The sequence below is a fragment of the Paraburkholderia aspalathi genome (assembly GCF_900116445.1).
GTDB classification, from domain to species: Bacteria; Pseudomonadota; Gammaproteobacteria; order Burkholderiales; family Burkholderiaceae; genus Paraburkholderia; species Paraburkholderia aspalathi.
The window spans coordinates 18,898-36,656 of the sequence record NZ_FPBH01000009.1; the positions used below are offsets into that span (position 1 = coordinate 18,898).

A 17,759-nucleotide genomic window follows, 5' to 3' on the forward strand; every position below is an offset into this window, starting at 1 on the left:
GGAGACACGCGCATGACGACAGGCAACTGGTGGACGGTGGCCCTTCGGGAATCGGTGACAGGCGAGAAGCCGCTCGCGGTGATGTGCAATGGTGAGGCACTGGTGTTGTTTCGCAATGCGGCGGGCGAACTGTGCGCGCTGGAGGATCGGTGTCCGCATCGGCGCGTGCCGCTTGCACTCGGCACGGTCACGCCGAAAGGACTGCAATGCGGATATCACGGCTGGACCTTCAACGGCACGACCGGAATGTGCGCCACGATTCCGAATCTGCGTGAGGACGAGCGCGTGCCGTCGCGTTACGGCGCGCGGGCCTATCGGGTTGCCGAAAGCAATGGCTTCGTACACGTGTGGTTAGGCGAGGGCAGCCCCGTCGACTCGCCGCTGCCGGGCGTGGACTATCAGCCGCAGGGTACCGAGTTCAGCGGCGCCGCGGTAGTCAACATCGCGCACGACGAATATCTCGCGGCGATGCTGGACGGCCCCGAATGCCTGCTCGAATTCGGCAGCGTGCGTATGACCGATTTCTTCCTCGGCGACCCACGCGTGGAAGCAGGGCGTCTCGTGGTCGATCGCGGCGCGATGTGGAAGACGCGGATGTTGCCGCCGGCTTTCGTCATCGATCATCCGCTGATTGTGCGCACGGCGGTGCCGCTCGAGGGCGGCACGATCAGCGTCGAACTGCTGGACGCGGATGAAATGCCGCTCGTGACCTTGTGCATCGCCTCCAGTGCTAATCGGCGCGGCACCATCAGCCTGTGCTGGCGCGGCTTCAGACACGATACGCGCGTGGCCGGCGCGCCGCTGCGCTGGCATATCGCCCGGGCTCGCGCACGCGCGCCGTTCCGGATCCATTCAATGATCGACGGCGCTGCGCTGGCTAAGTTGCTGGTGGCGCCGTCGCGGGATCTGGCCGCGGCACGCGCCGCACGGCGTACGCCTTTGAGCGAGGCCGCCTGAGTTGTTTCCCATTTCGCCAAGGAGCATCGCACGATGAATGCCGTCACCGAAACACTCGCCGCCGATCCGGCCAATGCCGCAGCCGACCCTGCGGCCACATCGTCCAGATCCGCGCGCCGCGACTGGACCCCGCTCAACTACGATTTGCGCGACGCCTGGTTCCCGGTCTCGCATAGCCGCGACGCGACGGCAAAGCCGATTCGCCGCATCGTCCATTCGCAGCCGTATTTTCTGTGGCGGGACCACGCGGGCAAGCCGTTCGCCGCCGAGTTTCGTCCGGAACAACTGGACCAGCGCCATGCGCAGGCCAGTGCGTTCACTGGCGGCTCGGGTTTCTATCCGGTGGTGGAGCGCTATGGCTATATCTGGGCGTGGTACGGCAATCCGGATAACGCCGACGAGCAATTGCTGCCGCACATTCCGTTTCTGCCGCTCGACGGCAGCTTGCCCGGTTATACGCAACGTACGGTGCGCTTCGATTCGACCTCGGCACTCTCGATCGAAAACCTGATCGATCTCACGCATGCCGATTTTCTGCACGCCAATACGATCGGCGACGGCGCGTCCGAGTCCGACATCGTCGAAACGGAATGGACTTCGGAGACGGTTACGCGCACCCGCATCGTGACGCAGAAGTCGGTGGCGCCGATCATGCGCTGGGTCGGCGGCGTGCGCGCGAAGTACCAGGATTTTCGTGCAGTGCTGCACGTGCATTTGCGCAGCAACGTGTGCATTTCCTATCCCCGTTTCCGGCCCGGCTACGACGTGCCGAATTTGCAACCGTTCGTGCCGGTCGGCCGCCATCGCTCACGCTGCGACGTTACCTTCAATACGACGGCAGCGCCGATTCCGTTGCGCTATGTGATGCCGCGAATCGCGTTCGTGATCCAGCCGCAGGACAACTCGGTGATCCGGCCGCAAAACGAGCGCTATTTCGACCCGGACGACCGGCTCGATCTGCATTCGCGTTTCGACGCACCGGGTACGCGCTATCGTTTTCTGATGGATCAACTGGTGCAACGGCAGGCGCGCGGCGACTTCTCGTACGGATCGGACGCGGAACCGGGACGCGATATCCGTGCGCTGCTCGGGATGGTGGATTGACACGGCTCGCGGGCGTGTGTTGAAAAGAACCGCGGGCATGCATGACGCCCGCCTACTTTGCTAGCGCGCGCGGACGAACTCGCGACAGAGTTCGAAGAACGGATGCGCGCGGTTCGCGAAGGCCTGTACCACGTCGAAATGATCGCAGTGATCGATCCGATAATGCGGCACGAAACGCTGTGCATTGCCGAATGCCGTTTCGTAAGCGCGGGCCTGCTGATGAAACGCCGCCGTCTCGGCGCCGCCTACCGCGATCAGTTGCGGCGCGTCGGTCGCGGGCGAATGCCGTAGCGCGCTCACGGCGCGCGCCTGCTTTCGATCGAGCCGCAGGCCTTCGTTAATCGAGGTGTCGCACAGTGGCTCCAGGTCGAACAGCGCCGAGATCAGGATCGCGCCGCTGAGCATCGGCTTCGGTAAATCATCGCCGAGCGTATCCCAGTGCGTGGCCATCATTCGTGCGGCCAGGTGGCCGCCCGCCGAATGGCCGCTGACGAACCAGCGCTCGCGCGAGCACCCGAGCTCGCCGGCGTGACGCCACAGCCACGCCAGCGCCCGCTGCGACTGCGCGACGATCTCTTCGACCGAAACCGCCGGGCACAGCGTGTAGTTCACGAGTACGACCGATACGCCCTCGGCCACGAACGGCTCGGCTACGAAGCTGTACACCGACTTGTCGCCGCGTTGCCAGAAGCCGCCGTGAAAGAAGATCAGCAGCGGCGAATCGGCGGACGCGGCGCGAAAGTAGTCCAGACGATCCCGTTCGTCCGGGCCGTACGCCACGTCCAGTTGCGCGCCGGCCAAGCGCCTGAAGGTGGCTGAACGTGCCAGCCATTCCTGCAGCAGGCTGGCCTCGAAATCGGGGCGCAGCAGGCGCATGTTGAATTGCGCTTCGAGTTCGGCGGACGGCGGAGTCGTGGTGGACAGCGTCATGGCGTGGTCACAGCGGAGCGAAGCCGAGCGCCTGACGGAAGCGATTCTTCACGAAGACACCATCGCGTGAGGGCAACGCGCGCGGCAGCTCGTCCGCTTTGATATGCACCTGCGCGAAGTTCAGTCCTGCACGCGCGTTGATCCGGGCGGCCAACGCCTCGACGCCGTCGAGCGAGTGAATTTCGGCGGCCTGTTCGATGCCGCATGCCCGCGCCACCTGCGCGAGCCTCGTCCCAAGACTGCTATGGCTGCGCTGCATGCCGGTTTCGCCGAAGTGGCCGTTGTCCAGTACGACCACGGACAGATTGGGCGGCTGCTGTGCACCGGCGGTCGCGAGGCTGCCCACGCCCATCAATTGTTCGCCGTCACCGGTAATCGTCAGTACCGGGCGCTCCGGTTGAGCGAGCGCGAGGCCCAGCGCGATGGAGGTCGAGCCGCCCATTGCGCCCCAGAGATAGAAGTAACGGTCCGAGTCGCCTGACGCGAACACATCGTAAGTCGGCGAACCGAGACCCGTCACCACCAGCGCGTTCGGGCACAGCGCGAGCAGACGCGCGACGAATTCGCGGCGATCGATCGACGCGGATGAAGTGATGGAAGACGAGGTGTTCATTTGCGTTCCCACTTTTTGCGTCCGATGAGGCGCTGCGACAGCAGCACGGCAACTTGCTGACCGCCTTCGAAGGCAGCGTCGAGTCCAGCGGACACCATGTCTTCGACTTCTTCGGGCGTCGAGGCGCGCAGGACGGTGATGCCCATCAGTTCGAGCGCTGCCTGGGTTGCCTGACCCATCGGGCATTGCCACGGGTTGAACTCGGCATACTCGCCACGCATCGTCACCAGCGTCAGAAATGGGAAGCGACAGCTCTGCAACAGCGAGAACATGTTCACGCAATTGCCCACGCCGCTGCTTTGCATCAGCAGTACCGCGCGCTGGCCACCGAGCCATGCGCCGCTCGTGAGCGCGACGCCTTCCTCTTCGGTGGTGAGCACGATGTCGCGCATCTGCGGGTCCTGCTGGACGCGGCGGATCACGTGCGCGTGGCCGGCATCCGGCACGTAGGCGACCTGGCGTACGCCGCCGCCCTTCAGAATGGAGAAGATGTTCTCCTGCCAGTTCGATACTGGCGACTCGGTTGTGCTCATGTCTCCTCGTGAATCCGTGAATGTGTAGCGCTATGCTAGGGCGAGAGACAGACGCAACGCCAATAACAAAGGTTGCTGGTGATATCAGCTTTTGGCATGGACGTGCACAGCGCCTTGCGCCCTCAACGCATCACGAACGGATTGGCGCTGCCCGCTCCCGTGTTGATCCACACACTCTTGGTTTGCAGGTACGCGTGGATCGCCTGGGCGCCGTTTTCGCGTCCCAGGCCGGAATCCTTATAGCCGCCGAACGGCGACATGAAACTGACCGCACGATAGGCGTTGACCCAGACGGTGCCGGCCTGGAGCCGCTCCGACACGCGAAACGCGCGGCCAATGTCCGATGTCCAGACCCCCGAACCGAGTCCGAAGCGCACGTCGTTGGCAATGCGCAGCGCATCGTCTTCGTCCCTGAATCGGATGATTGATAGGACCGGGCCGAACACCTCTTCCTGGGCGATACGCATGCCGTTGTCGACGTCGCCGAAAATAGTCGGTTCGACGAACCAGCCGCGTCCGCATTCGGGCCGCGTTCCTGCGCTGCCGCCTAGCAGGAGCGTGGCGCCCTCGCTCTGTGCGGCATTGATGTAGTGCAGCACCTTGTCGTATTGGGGACGCGTGGTAATCGGGCCGACCTGTGTATCCGCCGACATCGGATCACCCATGCGCGCCGTGCGGGCGAGATTCAACAATCGCTCGACGAAGGTGTCGTAGATCGAGTCCTGCAGCAACAGCCGTGAACCGGCAATACAGGTTTGTCCGGTCGCGGCGAAGATGCCGGCGACCGCGCCGTTGACGGCGTCGTCGAGATTCGCATCGGCGAACACGATGTTCGGCGACTTGCCGCCCAGTTCCAGACTCACGTGCTTGAAGTGACGCGCGGCGGTTTCGTTGATCGCGCGGCCAGTGCTGTCTGCGCCGGTGAAGGTAATTTTACGCACCAGCGGATGCTCGACGAGGGCCGCGCCCACATCACGCCCAAAGCCGGTCACGACGTTGACCACGCCGGGCGGAAAGCCGGCCTCGGCAAACAGCCTGACGAACTCCAGCGTGGACGCAGAAGTGAATTCCGACGGCTTGATCACGGCCGTGCAACCCGCGGCGAGGGCCGGCGCAATCTTCCACGCAGTGAGCAGCAACGGCGAGTTCCACGGCGTAATCGCCGCAACCACGCCAAGCGGTTCATGGCGCGTGAAGTTGAAGAAGCCCTTTTTGTCGAGCGGAATCACGCTGCCTTCGATCTTGTCCGCGAGGCCGCCGAAGTAATAGAACCACTGCGGAATGTAGTTCAGTTGTCCGGCCATTTCGGCAAACAGCTTGCCGTTGTCGCGCACTTCTGTGGCAGCAAGCTTCTGCGCGTCGCGCGCGATCAGATCGCCCAGCCGGCGCAGCAGTTCGCCGCGTTGTGTCGCAGTCAATTGCGGCCATGCGCCGGTCGTAAAGGCGCGGTGCGCGGCTTGCACGGCAAGGTCGGCGTCGCCGGCGGAGCCTTCGGCGATTTCCGCCCATGCGTCGCCGGTGTACGGGTTGTGCGATTCGAACCAGCGTTGGCTTTGCGGCGGCGCATCCTGGCCGTCGATGTAATGCACGTAGCGTTGCATGTCGATTCCTGTTTCGAAAGAGGGCGTGACAGCGAGCCCGCTCAAGCGGCTTCGTCGACCACCGGATTGCGCAGCGTGCCGATGCCTTCGATCGTGATGTCGCAAAGGTCGCCGCCGTTAAGCGGCCCGACGCCGGATGGCGTGCCGGTGAGGATTACGTCACCGGGCAGCAGGGTGAGCGCCTGACTCAGATAGGACACGATGAAGGGCACGGAGAAGAGCAGGTCCGACGTGTTGCCGTCCTGGCGTTGGGTGCCGTTGACGCTCGACTGCACGCGCAAATTGCCGGCATCGAGTCCCGTGGCGATGACGGGTCCGAGCGGGCAAAAGGTATCGAAGGCCTTGCCGACCAGCAAACACCCGTAGCTCATTTCGCGGTTCTGGATCACACGCTCGCTCACATCGTTCGCGCAGGTGTAGCCGAACACGTAGTCGAGCGCATGGGCGATATCGATACGACGGCCCTTTTTGCCGATCACGATGGCAAGCTCCGCTTCGTGATGAACCACCTGGGCCTCGCGCGGCCGGACGATGGCTTCATCCGGGCCGATGGCCGCTGTCGTCGGCATCATGAAGAACTGCGGAATCTCAGGCGTCTTCGCGCCAGCCTCGGCGATATGACCGACGTAGTTCATGCCAACCGCGAAAAGTCTCGGCACGGGCAGTGGGCAGAGAAGTTTCGCGTCAGCCAACGCATCTGTCTGACCGACCGGTATGATGCCATCGAAGGGCGAGCCGCTCAGGCGCTCCAGATGCTCGCCTTCGAGCACACCATAGTGAACGGCGTCATGCAGACGATAGCGGGCGATTTTCATGGGGTGTCCTGAGGGTCTTCTACAGCTTGCCGAACTCGAGGAAGGCGTCATATGGATCGCGGCCACCGCGAATGGCGGTACGCATGCGTGAATCCGTGCTCATGGTCTTGACCGTTTCGGTGATGACGAACTCCGCGTGTTCGCGCTCGATCAGAAGCGTGCCGTCGCGATCGCCAAGCAGGTAGTCGCCCGGAGACACCGTGACACCGCCGATGACCACCGGTACATCGGTGGCTTCCAGGCGCCAGCTGCCGACGATGTCGATCGGGCTGGCATAGCGGGCGAAAACCGGAAAGCCGATGGCTTCGATTTCGTCTGCATCGCGTGAACCGCCGTCGATGTAGTAACCGCGGATGCCGCGCTGCTTGAGGGCCTCGGCGGCGAGATCGCCCATCGCCGAGCGCGCGTGGTCATGCGGCTGGCACACCACGACGTGATCGCGCGGGGCGCCTGAGAGAACCCTGGAGATGAAGAGTTCGAGCGATTCGCTGACCGAGATGGTCGGATCGGCGCGGCCGGTAACGGTAAATACCGACCCGGCGAGCTTCATATTGGGTGCAAGGCCTTTGATGTCGCGCGGCAATTCGTGGACGGGCAGGCCATGGATGCGCAGGACATCGAAAAGACCAGGGGTGTTGCAGGTGGCCAGTTGATCGGCGAGTGAGGTCATTGGAGTTCTCTTTGCCAAAGGGCGGAAACGCGGATGAGCGCGTGCGGTGTCTTGTCTCCTGGCGGCGCATCCGTGGCTAAGGGATTCTAGGAGCCGTGCCGGCGGCATGTCGAATCACAAAATTTGATGTACCTATCAGTCCCGGGTATGGCTGGATCCAATCCATCGGGCTCCCTTCCACTCACCGCCACAAGCGATGTCTTTCACGCAGTTCTGCAACACGCTGGTGGCACATCGAACGGCAGTGGAAGACCTTCTCGTCGTGGGCATGGCCAGGTAAATGCGCCTGAGAAAAGCCTCCCCATCGATACGCGCCGCGCTGAACATGCCGCGTTCGATATCCTGCTGAACGGCAACACGAGGCATCACACTCGCACCGTATCCCTGCGCGACTAGCGCCTTCTGAACACTCAAGGCATTGGTCTCGGCAGCCAGGGTGATCCTGACGCCGGCGACAGCGCAAGCATGCTCGACCAGACTCCGTAACCGATGCGGCGCACTCGGCAAAACTAGCGGCGATTCTCCAAGTGCCGCAACAGAAACGGGATAGTCGTCGCCCAGACCCATCGACGCCAGCCCGACAAGGCTCAACGACTCTTCGACCAAAGGCTGAATATCAAGAGCAGGCGAAGCCGTGGGGTCGTATAACAGCGCTGCATCGATCTCGCCACTCTCGAGCCAGCGCAGCAAATGATCGGTATAGCCGACAGACAGCGAGACTCGTATCCGCGGAAACGCGCGTTGCAAGGCACCCACCAGCGGTGCAGTCAGCAACTCGCAGCTGCTGGGCAGCAAACCTAAACTCACCGCGCCGGACACGAGCCCGGGCGTCGGCCGGATTTCCTGCTGGGCGGTCTCCAACTCACGCAATGCCCGCCGCGCGCGATCGAGCAGGATCAATCCGGCGTCCGTCAACTGCATGCCGCGACGATCGCGTTCGAACAACGGCGCGCCAACGTCGTCCTCCAACAGCTTCAATTGCCGCGATACCGCCGGTTGCACGATGTGCAGCAACTCGGCCGCGCGCGTCGCGCTTCCCGTGTCGGCGATCGCAAGGAAAGTGCGGATCTGGCGAATGTCCATAGCAAGTCCGGTAGTTCAAACACACGCTGAACGCAAACGAAAAGCACGCATGTCAGTGCGTGATACGGCGATCAGTTTTTGTCATTCGACAGCGAATTGCACGCAATTCTAAGATGACTCCCTGCCATAACACCATCGCGTTCAGCCGAGCGTTTACGCGAATGCTGCGCATATCGGAGACAAGCCACATGACAGTGAAGCCCAACCTTATCGGCGGGGAATGGTGCGAAGGATCGAGTTTGATCGAGAGCATCAATCCGTCGGATACACGTGAAAGCATCGGGCATTACGCGCTCGCGGATGCGGCGCAAATGCGTGAAGCAGTCGCGGCCGCGCGCGCGGCACAACCCGCCTGGAGCGCCACGACGACTCAGGTGCGCAGCGACCTTCTGCTGAAGACGTCGATCGAACTCGCGGCCCGCAAGGAGGAGATCGGCGAGCTGGTCTCGCGTGAAGCAGGCAAGACGCGCGCGGAAGGCATCGGCGAAGTATTGCGCGCCAGTCAGATCTTTCAGTTCTTTGCCGGAGAAGCCGTGCGTTACGGCGGCGAGAACCTGCCGTCGGTGCGTCCCAACATCAATGTCCAGATCAGCCGCGAACCGGTCGGTGTCGTCGCGTTGATCACACCGTGGAATTTTCCCATTGCAATTGCCGCGTGGAAACTCGCGCCGGCGCTCGCATTTGGCAACACCGCCGTGCTCAAGCCCTCGGAAGAAACGCCGGGCGTGGCGTGGGAACTGTTTCGCGTGCTGGAGCGCAATGGCCTGCCGGCTGGCGTCGCGAATCTGCTCAACGGACGCGGTGCGGATGCCGGTGAGGCGCTTGTCGAAGGTGTCGACGCGCTGAGTTTTACCGGCAGCGTACGTACCGGCCGGCGTCTCGCGCAAAGCGCGATCGCCAACATGGTGCGGGTCCAGCTGGAAATGGGCGGCAAGAATCCGCTCGTCGTTCTTGACGATGCCGACCTGGGTGTCGCCGTGGAATGTGCGCTGAACGGCTCTTTCTTTTCTGCGGGACAACGTTGCACCGCATCGAGCCGTCTGATCGTGACCGATGCGATCCACGACCGTTTCGTCGATGCATTGCGCACCCGCATGCGCTCGCTGAAGATTGGCCACGCGCTGACGGCCGGCACGGACATCGGCCCGCTCATCAATCAGCGCCAGCTGGACATGGTGCAAGGCTATATCCAGACCGGGCGTGACGAAGGCGCGGAGCTGGTCGAAGGCGGCCAGTTGTTGCAGGCCGGTACGCCCGGCTTCTTCATGCAGCCCGCGCTGATGACTGCCACGTCGAACAGCATGCGCATCAACCGGGAGGAAGTGTTCGGCCCGTTCGCGACGGTCATCCGCGCGTCCGGTTACGACGAAGCACTGGCGCTCGCCAACGACACCGAATACGGCCTCTCGGCGGGCATCTGCACGACCTCGCACAAGTACGCGAGCCACTTCCGCCAGCACGTCAGAAGCGGTCTCGCGATGATCAACCTGCCGACTGCAGGCCTCGACTATCACGTGCCGTTCGGCGGCGCCAGGGCGTCGAGCTACGGTCAGCGTGAGCAGGGTACTTACGCGGTGGATTTCTACACGAACAGCAAAACGGCCTACGTCGGTTACTGAACCGGCCGGCCCTCTCTGATAACGCTGGACGACGACAGGACCTGAGTGATGGAAAAGATCGGATTTATCGGCCTCGGCCGCATGGGCAAGCCGATGGCGGCCAATCTGCGCAAGAATGGCTTTGAGCTGGTCGTGATGGATTTGAACCGCGCGGCCGTCGCGGAACTGGTGGAACTGGGTGCGCGTGCCGGCGAAAGCGTTGCGCAGATCGCGCGCGATTGTTCGATTGTCGTGACGATGCTGCCGAGTTCGGTGGAAGTGGAGCAGGTTGCGCTGGGCGCTGATGGCATCTTCGCCAACGCCGCGCGCGGCAGTGTGCTGCTCGATATGAGCACGATCGATCCGCTCGCCACTGACCGGCTGGAAGCGCGAGCGCGCGAACATGGTCTCTCGGTAGTGGACGCACCGGTTGGCCGTCTCGCCGAGCATGCGGACCGTGGGGAATCGCTCTTCATGGTAGGAGCGAGCGACGCGGATTTCGCCCGCGTCAAACCCTTGCTCGACGCGATGGGCACGACCGTCTATCACTGCGGGGCCGTCGGCACCGGTGGCCGCACCAAGCTGGTCAACAACTATGTCGCCGTCACGCTGTGTCAGGTGAATGCGGAGGCGCTTGCGCTGTCGCAGCGCTTCGGCCTCGACATCACGAAGACCTTGCAGGTGCTCTATGGCACCTCGGCGAGCAATGGCCAACTGCGGATGAACTTCCCGAACAAGGTGCTCGCGGGCGATACCACGCCGGGCTTCACGATCGATCTCGCGCACAAGGACATGGCGCTGGTACTCGGCGCCGCACACGCAGCGAAGGTGCCGATGCCGGTGGCGGCCGCCGTGTTCGAGTCGTTCAGTCTCGCACGGGCCAGCGAGTATGGCCGCATCGACTTTTCCGGCATTGCCGACACGATCTGCGATCTGGCGAAGATCGACAGGGCACGCGTGCCGAAGGGCTGGACCGCTTCCTGAACATAAAGACATCGCTTGCAGACTCATGACGAAGACCGGGCGCGACCAGGTATGAACGTGCCCGCGTCGCACCCGTAGGGGATTATCCGGATCAAAAACTCAAAATATGTACACAGATAGTAAAAGTGTTTATATTAACAACTTAACCCCGCGAAGGGTAAGTCAAGGAGACAAGCATGTTGACGCAGACCAGTCCCACACTGGCGGACGGCACCAAGGTCGCTGATCTGGTGAACGTCGAAACGCGAGAGGTGCAGATGCGCGCTCTCTCGGACCCCGAACTGTATGAGTTGGAGATGGAGCGGATTTTCGGCAAGACGTGGCTGCTGCTTGGCCATGAAAGCGAAATTCCGAACTCCGGCGACTTCATGGTCCGCGACATGGGGTCGGACTCGGTGCTGGTCACGCGCGACAAGAGCGGCGAGATTCACGTCATGCTGAACGTGTGCTCGCACCGCGGCATGCGTGTTTCCACGCTAGACGCCGGCAACACGCAGATCCACACCTGCATTTACCACGGCTGGGCGTTTCGTCCGAACGGTCAGTTCCTCGGCGCGCCTGTCGAGAAGGAATGCATGCATGGCAAGATTCGCAGCAAAGACGAGCTATCGCTGAAAAAGGCGCGGATGACGCTGTACGGCGGTCTGATCTTCGCAACCTGGAATCTGAACGGCCCGTCGTTCGAGGAATTCCTTGGCGATGCGAAGTGGTATTACGACATGCTGTTCAAACGCAGCGACAGGGGCATCGAAGTGCTCGGGCCGCCGCAGCGCTTCATCGTGCGCGCCAACTGGAAGACGGCCGGCGAACAGTCGTCGGGCGACGGTTATCACACGCTGACCTTGCACCGCTGGCTCGGCGAAGTGGGTGCGTATTCGAAGAAAGACGAAAAGGGCGGCGATCTGAGCCCGGAGATGTACGGCGTCGAAATCAGCTCGCCGCGCGGGCACGCGCTGCGCTGCATCGACCTCGGCCGCAAGATTCGCCGTCTGACCGGACTCGACCCGGATCAGCTGACGGTCGAACAGAAGCTCGAGGTGCTGCCGCCCGCGGGCATGACAAAGGAAATGGTCAGCCAGCTCAAGCGCAATCTGAACGAAGGCCAATTGCAGGTGCAGACCTCGATGCCGCCGCAAGTGGGCGGCATGTTCCCTAACGTGCTGTTCGGCTTCCTCTATATTCCCCAGGCCGATGGCTCGGTGATCGGCTCGATCACGCTGCACGCCTATATTCCGCGCGGACCGGACAAGCTCGAGTTCGTCAACTGGGTCTTCGCGGAAAAGGACTGTCCGCCCGAGGTGCGCGAGCAGATGCTCAAGCAGACCATCCAGTTGTTCGGCACGTCGGGCATGGTCGAGCAGGACGACTCCGACACATGGCCGCATATGACGCTCGCCGCTAAGGGCGCGCAGGGCAAAAAGCAGACGCTCAAGTATCAGGCGATCTACGAAACCGGCGCACCGGCAGGCTGGCCAGGTCCGGGCATTGTCAACGAAGGCTTCACGAAGGACGACACGCAATGGCACTGGTGGCTGCACTGGCGCGAACTGATGACCTCGGAAAGTTGAGCGCCGCGCGCCAATCAAAGCCACTCAAGGAGACAGTGTGATGAGCGAAGTAAAAGAAGCCGTGCAACAGGCCGCGACGCCGCAACGTGCACGTGTGCCGCTGGGTTCAGCGGTATATAACGCGGTGGTCGAGTTCCTGTACGACGAGGCGGTGCTGCTCGACGAGATTCGCCTGGAAGAATGGGGCGCGACGCTCGCCACCGATCTCGTCTACGCGGCGCCGCTGCGGCAAACACGGCCGTATGCGCAGCATGAGTCGTCAGTCATCCGCACGATGCAGCACTATCACGACAACTATCGCTCGATCATGGGCCGGATCATGCGCCTCACGGGCACCAAGAGCGCGTGGGCGGAAGACCCGCCGTCGCGCACGCACCGGCTCGTGACTAACGTGCTGGTGTACGAAGGCGAGTCGGCCGGCGAATACGTGGTGCGCAGCAATCTGCTGGTGACGCGCAGCCGTTTCAACTTTGACGATCTGGATCTGATCAGCGGCGAGCGCCATGACGTGCTGCGCCGCAGCGGCGAAACGTTCAAGCTGGCGCGCCGCGAGATCATTCTCGATCAGGCGGTACTCGGCACGCCGAATCTGGCGATCTTTCTTTAGGCGTTACCGTTTCTCGAGGCTTCGCGAGCCAAGGAAGTTGCCCCCTGTTTCTGGGGGCTTTTTTTATGGCGGGGCCTGGTGGCTTATTCGGCGAAGGCCAGCCATGCCAGGTCGTCGGCGCACAGGGCGGCGGGGCGCGTGGCAAAGTCCAGGGTCGAACCCACGATGCGAATCGCCTGTTCGGCTCGCACGGGCTGCTGGGCAAAGCAGTTGCCGTTAGGACGTGCGTGTACTTGTGCGTCGAGATTCATGCCACGTCCTTTGGCGATGCCGGTCGCGCGTCTGAGAACCAGCGCCGCTTCGGCCTCCTCGCCTGGCAGCGTAGTCAGCGCCCAGCGCGCCATGCCGTGATACAGATCGATGCCCGCATACGGTGGCGGTCCCTGAATCACCGTGCCCACAACATTCCATTCCAGCATGGGGACGCCATCGCGTGCGAGCACCGGGTGCGTGCGATCCTCCACGCGCGTCGGCACTTCGACGTCGTATTGACGCCGCACGGTACCGCGCGCTGCCGCGGCGATCGCTAATCCGGCGAGTTCGAATAGATGAGTGCATTGCTCGCTGGCATCCGCCACGCGTGTGACTTCGTGGGCTGTTTGCGTCAATGTCATGCCGACCAGCGCCTGCAATTGCCCGGCGGCTTGCGCACACAGCGTATAGGGCCGGCGGGGTGACGCGGCGTCAATGCGCGTCGCTTGTCCATGCGCGCTGGCGACTTCGACCCGAAAGTGGTGGAAGTCGTCTTCGAGTGCCGCGCGCGTGACGCGCTGCGACGTGCCGATGTGGCTGCTGATGACGATGCGGCGCCTGAACATGAAAGAACCCTCGAAAACAGCGTAAAAACCCTGACGATGCCCGTTTGCGGGCTGCAAAATACTGACACTTTTATTCTTAAAGTGTACGATATCGCAAATTATGTTCAATAAACAAGAGGCGTCGGCATGGCATTGCTTAAGGAGAGGGTCGGTCTCGTCACGGGCGCCGGCGGCGGCATCGGCCGCGGCGTTGCACGAGCATTCGCGCGAGAAGGCGCGGCCGTGGTGATTGCCGAGATCGACGAGAAAACCGGCTTGCAGGTCGAGCGCGAAATCAAGGAGATCGGCGGCCGTGCGCTGTTCGTCAAGACCGACGTGACGAGCAAGGCTTCGATAGAGGCAGCCGTGCAGAGCACCGTCGCGCATTTCGGCAGCATCGACATTCTCGTCAATAACGCCTTTATTCCGACGCCCAACGTCCTGTTCGAAGACAAGACCGACGAGATGTTGCAGCAGACCCTGACGTCGTCGCTGTGGGCCACCTGGTGGGCCATGCGTGCGGTGATGCCGCATATGCGCGAGCGCCGCTGGGGCCGCATCGTCAACTTCTATTCGATCGACACCGAGACCGGCGCGTGGCTGCATGCCGATTACAATACCGCCAAGGCGGGCATCGTCGGTCTGACACGCAGCGCGGCCTCGGAATGGGGGCGCTTCAATATCACGGTGAACGCCATTGCGCCGACGGCGATGGGCGCGACGTTCTTCAAGCTGGCGGAAGAAAATCCGGGTTTTGCCGAACGTTCGGCCGCGGCGCGTCCGCTCGGCCGCTGCGGCGATCCGGAAGAAGATATTGGGCCGGCTGCGGTGTTCCTGTCTTCGGAGATGTCGCGCTTCATCACCGGAGAAACACTGCATGTGGATGGCGGTCTGCATCTGCCGGGCTACAACTCGCGGCCGGCCAATGTGCCGGTGCGGGAGTACTGAGTGATGTGCCGGACTGGCGGCTGAACCGGACACCGGGTGGCATGTAAAACAAAGGGGCCCCGCGGGTCCCTTTACTGCTGCTCGTTGACAGGTTGCCCCAGTCAGCGTTTGGCCACCTTGATGTCGGTCGCCTCGATATCCCAGGTGGACGCTGTCTTGCCCTCATCGCGCAGCTGATACTTCAGAATGCGGCCTTGCGGGTTCTTGGGCAGCGTCTCACGAAACTCGATGTAGCGTGGCAGGGCGTAATATGGAACGGCGTCGGTAGCCCAGTGGAACAGGGCCTCGGCGGTGAGCGCGGCACCCGGGTTCAGAATGGCGGTGACTTTGACGTCGTCTTCGCCTTTGTCCGATGGCACGGCATGGACCGCGACCTCGGCGATATCGGGGTGGCGTGCAAAGGCCGATTCCATCTCGAAGCTGGAAATATTTTCGCCACGGCGGCGCAAATAGTCTTTTTTGCGGTCTACGAAATAGAAAAATCCATCGTCGTCGAACTTGCCTATATCTCCGGTATGGAACCACATGTTGCGCATCAGCTTCAGCGTCTCCTCGGGACGGCGCCAGTAGCCCATGAACATGATGTCCGGTCGCAGCGGACGGCAGACTATTTCGCCCGGCGTATTGGCCGGCAGTTCGCGGTCGAGATCGTCGACGATCCGCACGTCGAAGTCGGCAATGCGCTTGCCGGACGAACCAGGCGCCGCGTATTCCCCGCCCGGCAGCGAGGTGATCACGCATGCTTCCGTGAGGCCGTAGCCGTTGCCGCCGACCTGTCTGGCGCCGAAGCGCTCGCGCCAGACCTGCTTGTTTTCTTCAGTGAACGGATTGCCACGCACCGTATGAATCTGGCCGAAGCAGCGCTTGGCCGCCTCGTTATCCGGCGCATTGGCGAGGAGGCCGCCCATGCCACCGAGAATCGACGCGATGGTGGCGCCGCTGCGCTCGACTTCGGGCCAGAAATTGGACACCGAGAAACGCGGAATGATCGCCACGCGCGCGCCCACCAGAATATTCGACAGGATGCCCACCGCCAGCGCGTTCATGTGAAACAGCGGCAGCGGCGTGATCGTCACATCGTTGGCGCTCGCGGGGCCGGCGCGCAATTGCAGGCGTGCGAGGTTGCACATGAAGTTGTAGCTGATCATGCAGCCCTTGGACGGGCCGGTGGTGCCGGATGTATAGATCAGGCTGGCGAGGTCCCGCGGCTCCGGCTTGCGCTCGAAGGGCGTGTCGTCATGACCGCGATGGGAGTCAAGCGGCGCGAGCGGCAAGGGACCGCAACGGGCGGCGGTGACGGCGGTCGAGCCCGCATCGGCGCTGCGATACAGAACCTGCTTCACTTCGGACAGTTGCGCCCCCACCGCGCCGATCCGATCGAGATAGTCAGCTTCGCAGATCACAAGCGGCGAGCCGGCGTCGGCGATCTGATGGCGCAGGAATTCACCGCGCAATGCCGTATTGATCGGCACGCTGACGGCGCAGAGTTTGTTGACCGCGAGCCACGAGATCACGGCGTCGACGTTGTTGTCGAGCATCGTGACCACGGTTTGCCCGGCCTGAACGCCGAGCGACGCCAGCGAATGGGCGAGGCGCGTGGAAAGACGGTCGACGTCCGCATAGGTATAGAGTGCACCCGAAAAGTCGAGCAGAACCCGGTCCGGATGCGCCACGACGGCGCGCTCGAGTGCGGCGATAACGGTGTCCTGTTCACCGAGCGACCAAGTCTCTGCTCTTCCCATACCAGCCATATCAACCTCTCCGAAAATGAACTGGGCGTGAACCGGGCGACCTGCCCACAAATTCTAACCCGAGAATTGAATTCTAGTGTTTGTATTCCAATCCTGATCTGCGGGGAAACCCGCACACTTTTACAAAAACTGATCAACTTATGGCTAAACAGACTACTCCATCGAAAGCCGGTACCTCGAAGATCGCTGTCAAACAACCGGCGAAGAAACGCGCCGTCGCCGAGAAAAGCGGCAAGAGCGCGGCGCAGTCGGTGGCGCCGGCGCCCAAGGCGCGCAAGAGCAGCGCGCCTGCCGTGCAAGCCGCGCCCGCGGCGCCTGCGGCCGCACCCGCTGCCGCCGCCGCGGCGCCGCGCCGCCGGCGCAGCAATCGCCGCTCCGAGCAGACCATCGACAACATCTTTACCGCGACGGAAAAGGTGGTGCTGGAGTCGGGGGCGGAGCGTATTTCGATTCTTGAAGTGTGCGAAACCGCGGGCGTGTCGCGGGGCACGTTCTACCGTTATTTCGCCTCGCAGGACGAACTGCTCGAAGCGTTTTCGCGCCACAAGAGGGAGAACTTCCACAAGTCGCTGGCTGAACTGCTGGTGCGCTATCAGGACCCGGACGAGCGCTTCGACGTGGTCATCAACTACCTGCAGGACTACCTCGACGCGGGTAATTCCCGGCGCATGTTGCTGGTCGCGCCAGAGTTCGCACTGCGCTTTTTCAAACGCATCTTTCACGACGCCGTGGTGCGCTTTCAGGACTTGCTGTCGCCGGTGTTCGACGCATGGGACGAACGTCTGGGTGTCAAACTCGATCGCGAACTGATCTGCGATCTGCTGATCCGTTTCGTCATGAGCGAACACCTCGTGTCGAGCGAGTCCGAGCGGGGCGCGATGCAACGCCGTATCGGCCGTCTCATCGACTCGATCCGTTTCGGCGGGGTCACGCGGGCGCGCCGCTGAGCCTATGACGTTCACGCACGCCGCGGCTCCTGGCGACCGTCCTGCCGCCGGCTTTCACGCCGGGGCCGGCGCGTCGCCATGCAGGAATGCCGGCGGCAACAGAGACGGAAAGCAAACCCGAGGCAAGCGGGAGGAGCCCCGCGTAAACGTTAATTTGAACACAATTGCATTAAGTGACTAATATTGGCATGATGTCGAACAGTCTGATCTGCTTCGCGCATCTGGCTTTCGTGCGTCCGGATGTCGGTGAACC

The 17,759-nt window shown here is 62.5% G+C and carries 17 protein-coding genes; 8 read left to right on the forward strand and 9 right to left on the reverse strand.

Going from position 1 to position 17,759, the window contains the following annotated elements:
- Nucleotides 1-12 precede the first annotated feature (12 nt).
- On the forward strand, nucleotides 13-957 hold the full coding sequence (locus BM438_RS15780; protein WP_093635163.1) for a Rieske 2Fe-2S domain-containing protein: 945 nt from the start codon (nucleotides 13-15) through the stop codon (nucleotides 955-957).
- Nucleotides 958-990: 33 nt separating this feature from the next.
- On the forward strand, nucleotides 991-2,061 hold the full coding sequence (locus BM438_RS15785; RefSeq protein ID WP_244179379.1) for an oxygenase: 1,071 nt from the start codon (nucleotides 991-993) through the stop codon (nucleotides 2,059-2,061).
- A 60-nt stretch (nucleotides 2,062-2,121) separates the two neighbouring features.
- Here the strand turns inward: BM438_RS15785 and BM438_RS15790 are convergent, their stop codons facing one another.
- The 7 genes from BM438_RS15790 to BM438_RS15820 all read right to left on the reverse strand — a co-directional run bounded on the left by BM438_RS15790 (nucleotide 2,122) and on the right by BM438_RS15820 (nucleotide 8,306).
- A complete protein-coding gene (locus BM438_RS15790) occupies nucleotides 2,122-2,991 on the reverse strand; it encodes an alpha/beta hydrolase (RefSeq protein WP_093635164.1) in 870 nt (289 codons plus the stop codon).
- 7 nt (nucleotides 2,992-2,998) lie between these two features.
- Complete coding sequence (locus BM438_RS15795) at nucleotides 2,999-3,604, reverse strand: thiamine pyrophosphate-dependent enzyme (RefSeq protein ID WP_093635165.1); 606 nt, start codon at nucleotides 3,602-3,604, stop codon at nucleotides 2,999-3,001.
- Nucleotides 3,601-4,137: a thiamine pyrophosphate-binding protein gene (locus tag BM438_RS15800; protein WP_093635166.1), complete on the reverse strand. Its 537-nt coding sequence runs from the start codon at nucleotides 4,135-4,137 to the stop codon at nucleotides 3,601-3,603. The genes BM438_RS15795 and BM438_RS15800 overlap by 4 nt, the downstream gene beginning before the upstream one ends.
- Before the next feature lie 122 nt (nucleotides 4,138-4,259).
- Nucleotides 4,260-5,738 carry an aldehyde dehydrogenase gene (locus tag BM438_RS15805; protein ID WP_093635167.1) on the reverse strand — a complete coding sequence of 493 codons (1,479 nt, stop codon included), beginning with the start codon at nucleotides 5,736-5,738 and terminating at the stop codon, nucleotides 4,260-4,262.
- Between the two features lie 41 nt (nucleotides 5,739-5,779).
- Nucleotides 5,780-6,553 (reverse strand): fumarylacetoacetate hydrolase family protein, encoded by a 774-nt coding sequence (locus tag BM438_RS15810; protein ID WP_093635168.1) that lies wholly within the window; start codon nucleotides 6,551-6,553, stop codon nucleotides 5,780-5,782.
- 19 nt (nucleotides 6,554-6,572) lie between these two features.
- Nucleotides 6,573-7,223, reverse strand: a complete 651-nt coding sequence (locus tag BM438_RS15815; protein WP_093635169.1) for an RraA family protein — start codon at nucleotides 7,221-7,223, stop codon at nucleotides 6,573-6,575.
- Between the two features lie 135 nt (nucleotides 7,224-7,358).
- On the reverse strand, nucleotides 7,359-8,306 hold the full coding sequence (locus BM438_RS15820) for a LysR family transcriptional regulator (protein ID WP_093635170.1): 948 nt from the start codon (nucleotides 8,304-8,306) through the stop codon (nucleotides 7,359-7,361).
- Between the two features lie 188 nt (nucleotides 8,307-8,494).
- On the opposite strand from BM438_RS15820, the gene BM438_RS15825 reads away from it, so the two are divergent.
- The 4 genes from BM438_RS15825 to BM438_RS15840 all read left to right on the forward strand — a co-directional run bounded on the left by BM438_RS15825 (nucleotide 8,495) and on the right by BM438_RS15840 (nucleotide 13,063).
- Nucleotides 8,495-9,925 carry an aldehyde dehydrogenase family protein gene (locus BM438_RS15825; protein WP_093635171.1) on the forward strand — a complete coding sequence of 477 codons (1,431 nt, stop codon included), beginning with the start codon at nucleotides 8,495-8,497 and terminating at the stop codon, nucleotides 9,923-9,925.
- A 48-nt stretch (nucleotides 9,926-9,973) separates the two neighbouring features.
- A complete protein-coding gene (locus BM438_RS15830) occupies nucleotides 9,974-10,888 on the forward strand; it encodes an NAD(P)-dependent oxidoreductase (protein ID WP_093635172.1) in 915 nt (304 codons plus the stop codon).
- Between the two features lie 176 nt (nucleotides 10,889-11,064).
- On the forward strand, nucleotides 11,065-12,456 hold the full coding sequence (locus BM438_RS15835; protein WP_093635173.1) for an aromatic ring-hydroxylating dioxygenase subunit alpha: 1,392 nt from the start codon (nucleotides 11,065-11,067) through the stop codon (nucleotides 12,454-12,456).
- Between the two features lie 40 nt (nucleotides 12,457-12,496).
- A complete protein-coding gene (locus tag BM438_RS15840) occupies nucleotides 12,497-13,063 on the forward strand; it encodes a 3-phenylpropionate/cinnamic acid dioxygenase subunit beta (protein WP_093635174.1) in 567 nt (188 codons plus the stop codon).
- An 83-nt stretch (nucleotides 13,064-13,146) separates the two neighbouring features.
- Here BM438_RS15840 and BM438_RS15845 read toward each other — a convergent pair whose 3' ends face one another.
- Nucleotides 13,147-13,881 (reverse strand): DUF2889 domain-containing protein, encoded by a 735-nt coding sequence (locus BM438_RS15845; RefSeq protein ID WP_093635175.1) that lies wholly within the window; start codon nucleotides 13,879-13,881, stop codon nucleotides 13,147-13,149.
- Between the two features lie 126 nt (nucleotides 13,882-14,007).
- Between BM438_RS15845 and BM438_RS15850 the strand changes: the two genes are divergently transcribed.
- Nucleotides 14,008-14,808: an SDR family NAD(P)-dependent oxidoreductase gene (locus BM438_RS15850; RefSeq protein ID WP_093635176.1), complete on the forward strand. Its 801-nt coding sequence runs from the start codon at nucleotides 14,008-14,010 to the stop codon at nucleotides 14,806-14,808.
- A gap of 101 nt (nucleotides 14,809-14,909) precedes the next feature.
- Here BM438_RS15850 and BM438_RS15855 read toward each other — a convergent pair whose 3' ends face one another.
- Complete coding sequence (locus BM438_RS15855) at nucleotides 14,910-16,559, reverse strand: ATP-dependent acyl-CoA ligase (RefSeq protein WP_093635177.1); 1,650 nt, start codon at nucleotides 16,557-16,559, stop codon at nucleotides 14,910-14,912.
- 140 nt (nucleotides 16,560-16,699) lie between these two features.
- Here BM438_RS15855 and BM438_RS15860 point away from each other — a divergent pair, with 140 nt between their 5' ends.
- Nucleotides 16,700-17,506, forward strand: coding sequence for a TetR/AcrR family transcriptional regulator (locus tag BM438_RS15860; protein ID WP_093635178.1), 807 nt, complete (start codon nucleotides 16,700-16,702; stop codon nucleotides 17,504-17,506).
- Nucleotides 17,507-17,759 lie beyond the last annotated feature (253 nt).

Coding starts and splice junctions, on each gene's coding strand:
- BM438_RS15780 (WP_093635163.1), top strand. CDS start 13: ATGACGACAGGCAACTGGTGGACGGTGGCCCTTCGGGAATCGGTGACA.
- BM438_RS15785 (WP_244179379.1), top strand. CDS start 991: ATGAATGCCGTCACCGAAACACTCGCCGCCGATCCGGCCAATGCCGCA.
- BM438_RS15790 (WP_093635164.1), bottom strand. CDS start 2,991: ATGACGCTGTCCACCACGACTCCGCCGTCCGCCGAACTCGAAGCGCAA.
- BM438_RS15795 (WP_093635165.1), bottom strand. CDS start 3,604: ATGAACACCTCGTCTTCCATCACTTCATCCGCGTCGATCGATCGCCGC.
- BM438_RS15800 (WP_093635166.1), bottom strand. CDS start 4,137: ATGAGCACAACCGAGTCGCCAGTATCGAACTGGCAGGAGAACATCTTC.
- BM438_RS15805 (WP_093635167.1), bottom strand. CDS start 5,738: ATGCAACGCTACGTGCATTACATCGACGGCCAGGATGCGCCGCCGCAA.
- BM438_RS15810 (WP_093635168.1), bottom strand. CDS start 6,553: ATGAAAATCGCCCGCTATCGTCTGCATGACGCCGTTCACTATGGTGTG.
- BM438_RS15815 (WP_093635169.1), bottom strand. CDS start 7,223: ATGACCTCACTCGCCGATCAACTGGCCACCTGCAACACCCCTGGTCTT.
- BM438_RS15820 (WP_093635170.1), bottom strand. CDS start 8,306: ATGGACATTCGCCAGATCCGCACTTTCCTTGCGATCGCCGACACGGGA.
- BM438_RS15825 (WP_093635171.1), top strand. CDS start 8,495: ATGACAGTGAAGCCCAACCTTATCGGCGGGGAATGGTGCGAAGGATCG.
- BM438_RS15830 (WP_093635172.1), top strand. CDS start 9,974: ATGGAAAAGATCGGATTTATCGGCCTCGGCCGCATGGGCAAGCCGATG.
- BM438_RS15835 (WP_093635173.1), top strand. CDS start 11,065: ATGTTGACGCAGACCAGTCCCACACTGGCGGACGGCACCAAGGTCGCT.
- BM438_RS15840 (WP_093635174.1), top strand. CDS start 12,497: ATGAGCGAAGTAAAAGAAGCCGTGCAACAGGCCGCGACGCCGCAACGT.
- BM438_RS15845 (WP_093635175.1), bottom strand. CDS start 13,881: ATGTTCAGGCGCCGCATCGTCATCAGCAGCCACATCGGCACGTCGCAG.
- BM438_RS15850 (WP_093635176.1), top strand. CDS start 14,008: ATGGCATTGCTTAAGGAGAGGGTCGGTCTCGTCACGGGCGCCGGCGGC.
- BM438_RS15855 (WP_093635177.1), bottom strand. CDS start 16,559: ATGGCTGGTATGGGAAGAGCAGAGACTTGGTCGCTCGGTGAACAGGAC.
- BM438_RS15860 (WP_093635178.1), top strand. CDS start 16,700: ATGGCTAAACAGACTACTCCATCGAAAGCCGGTACCTCGAAGATCGCT.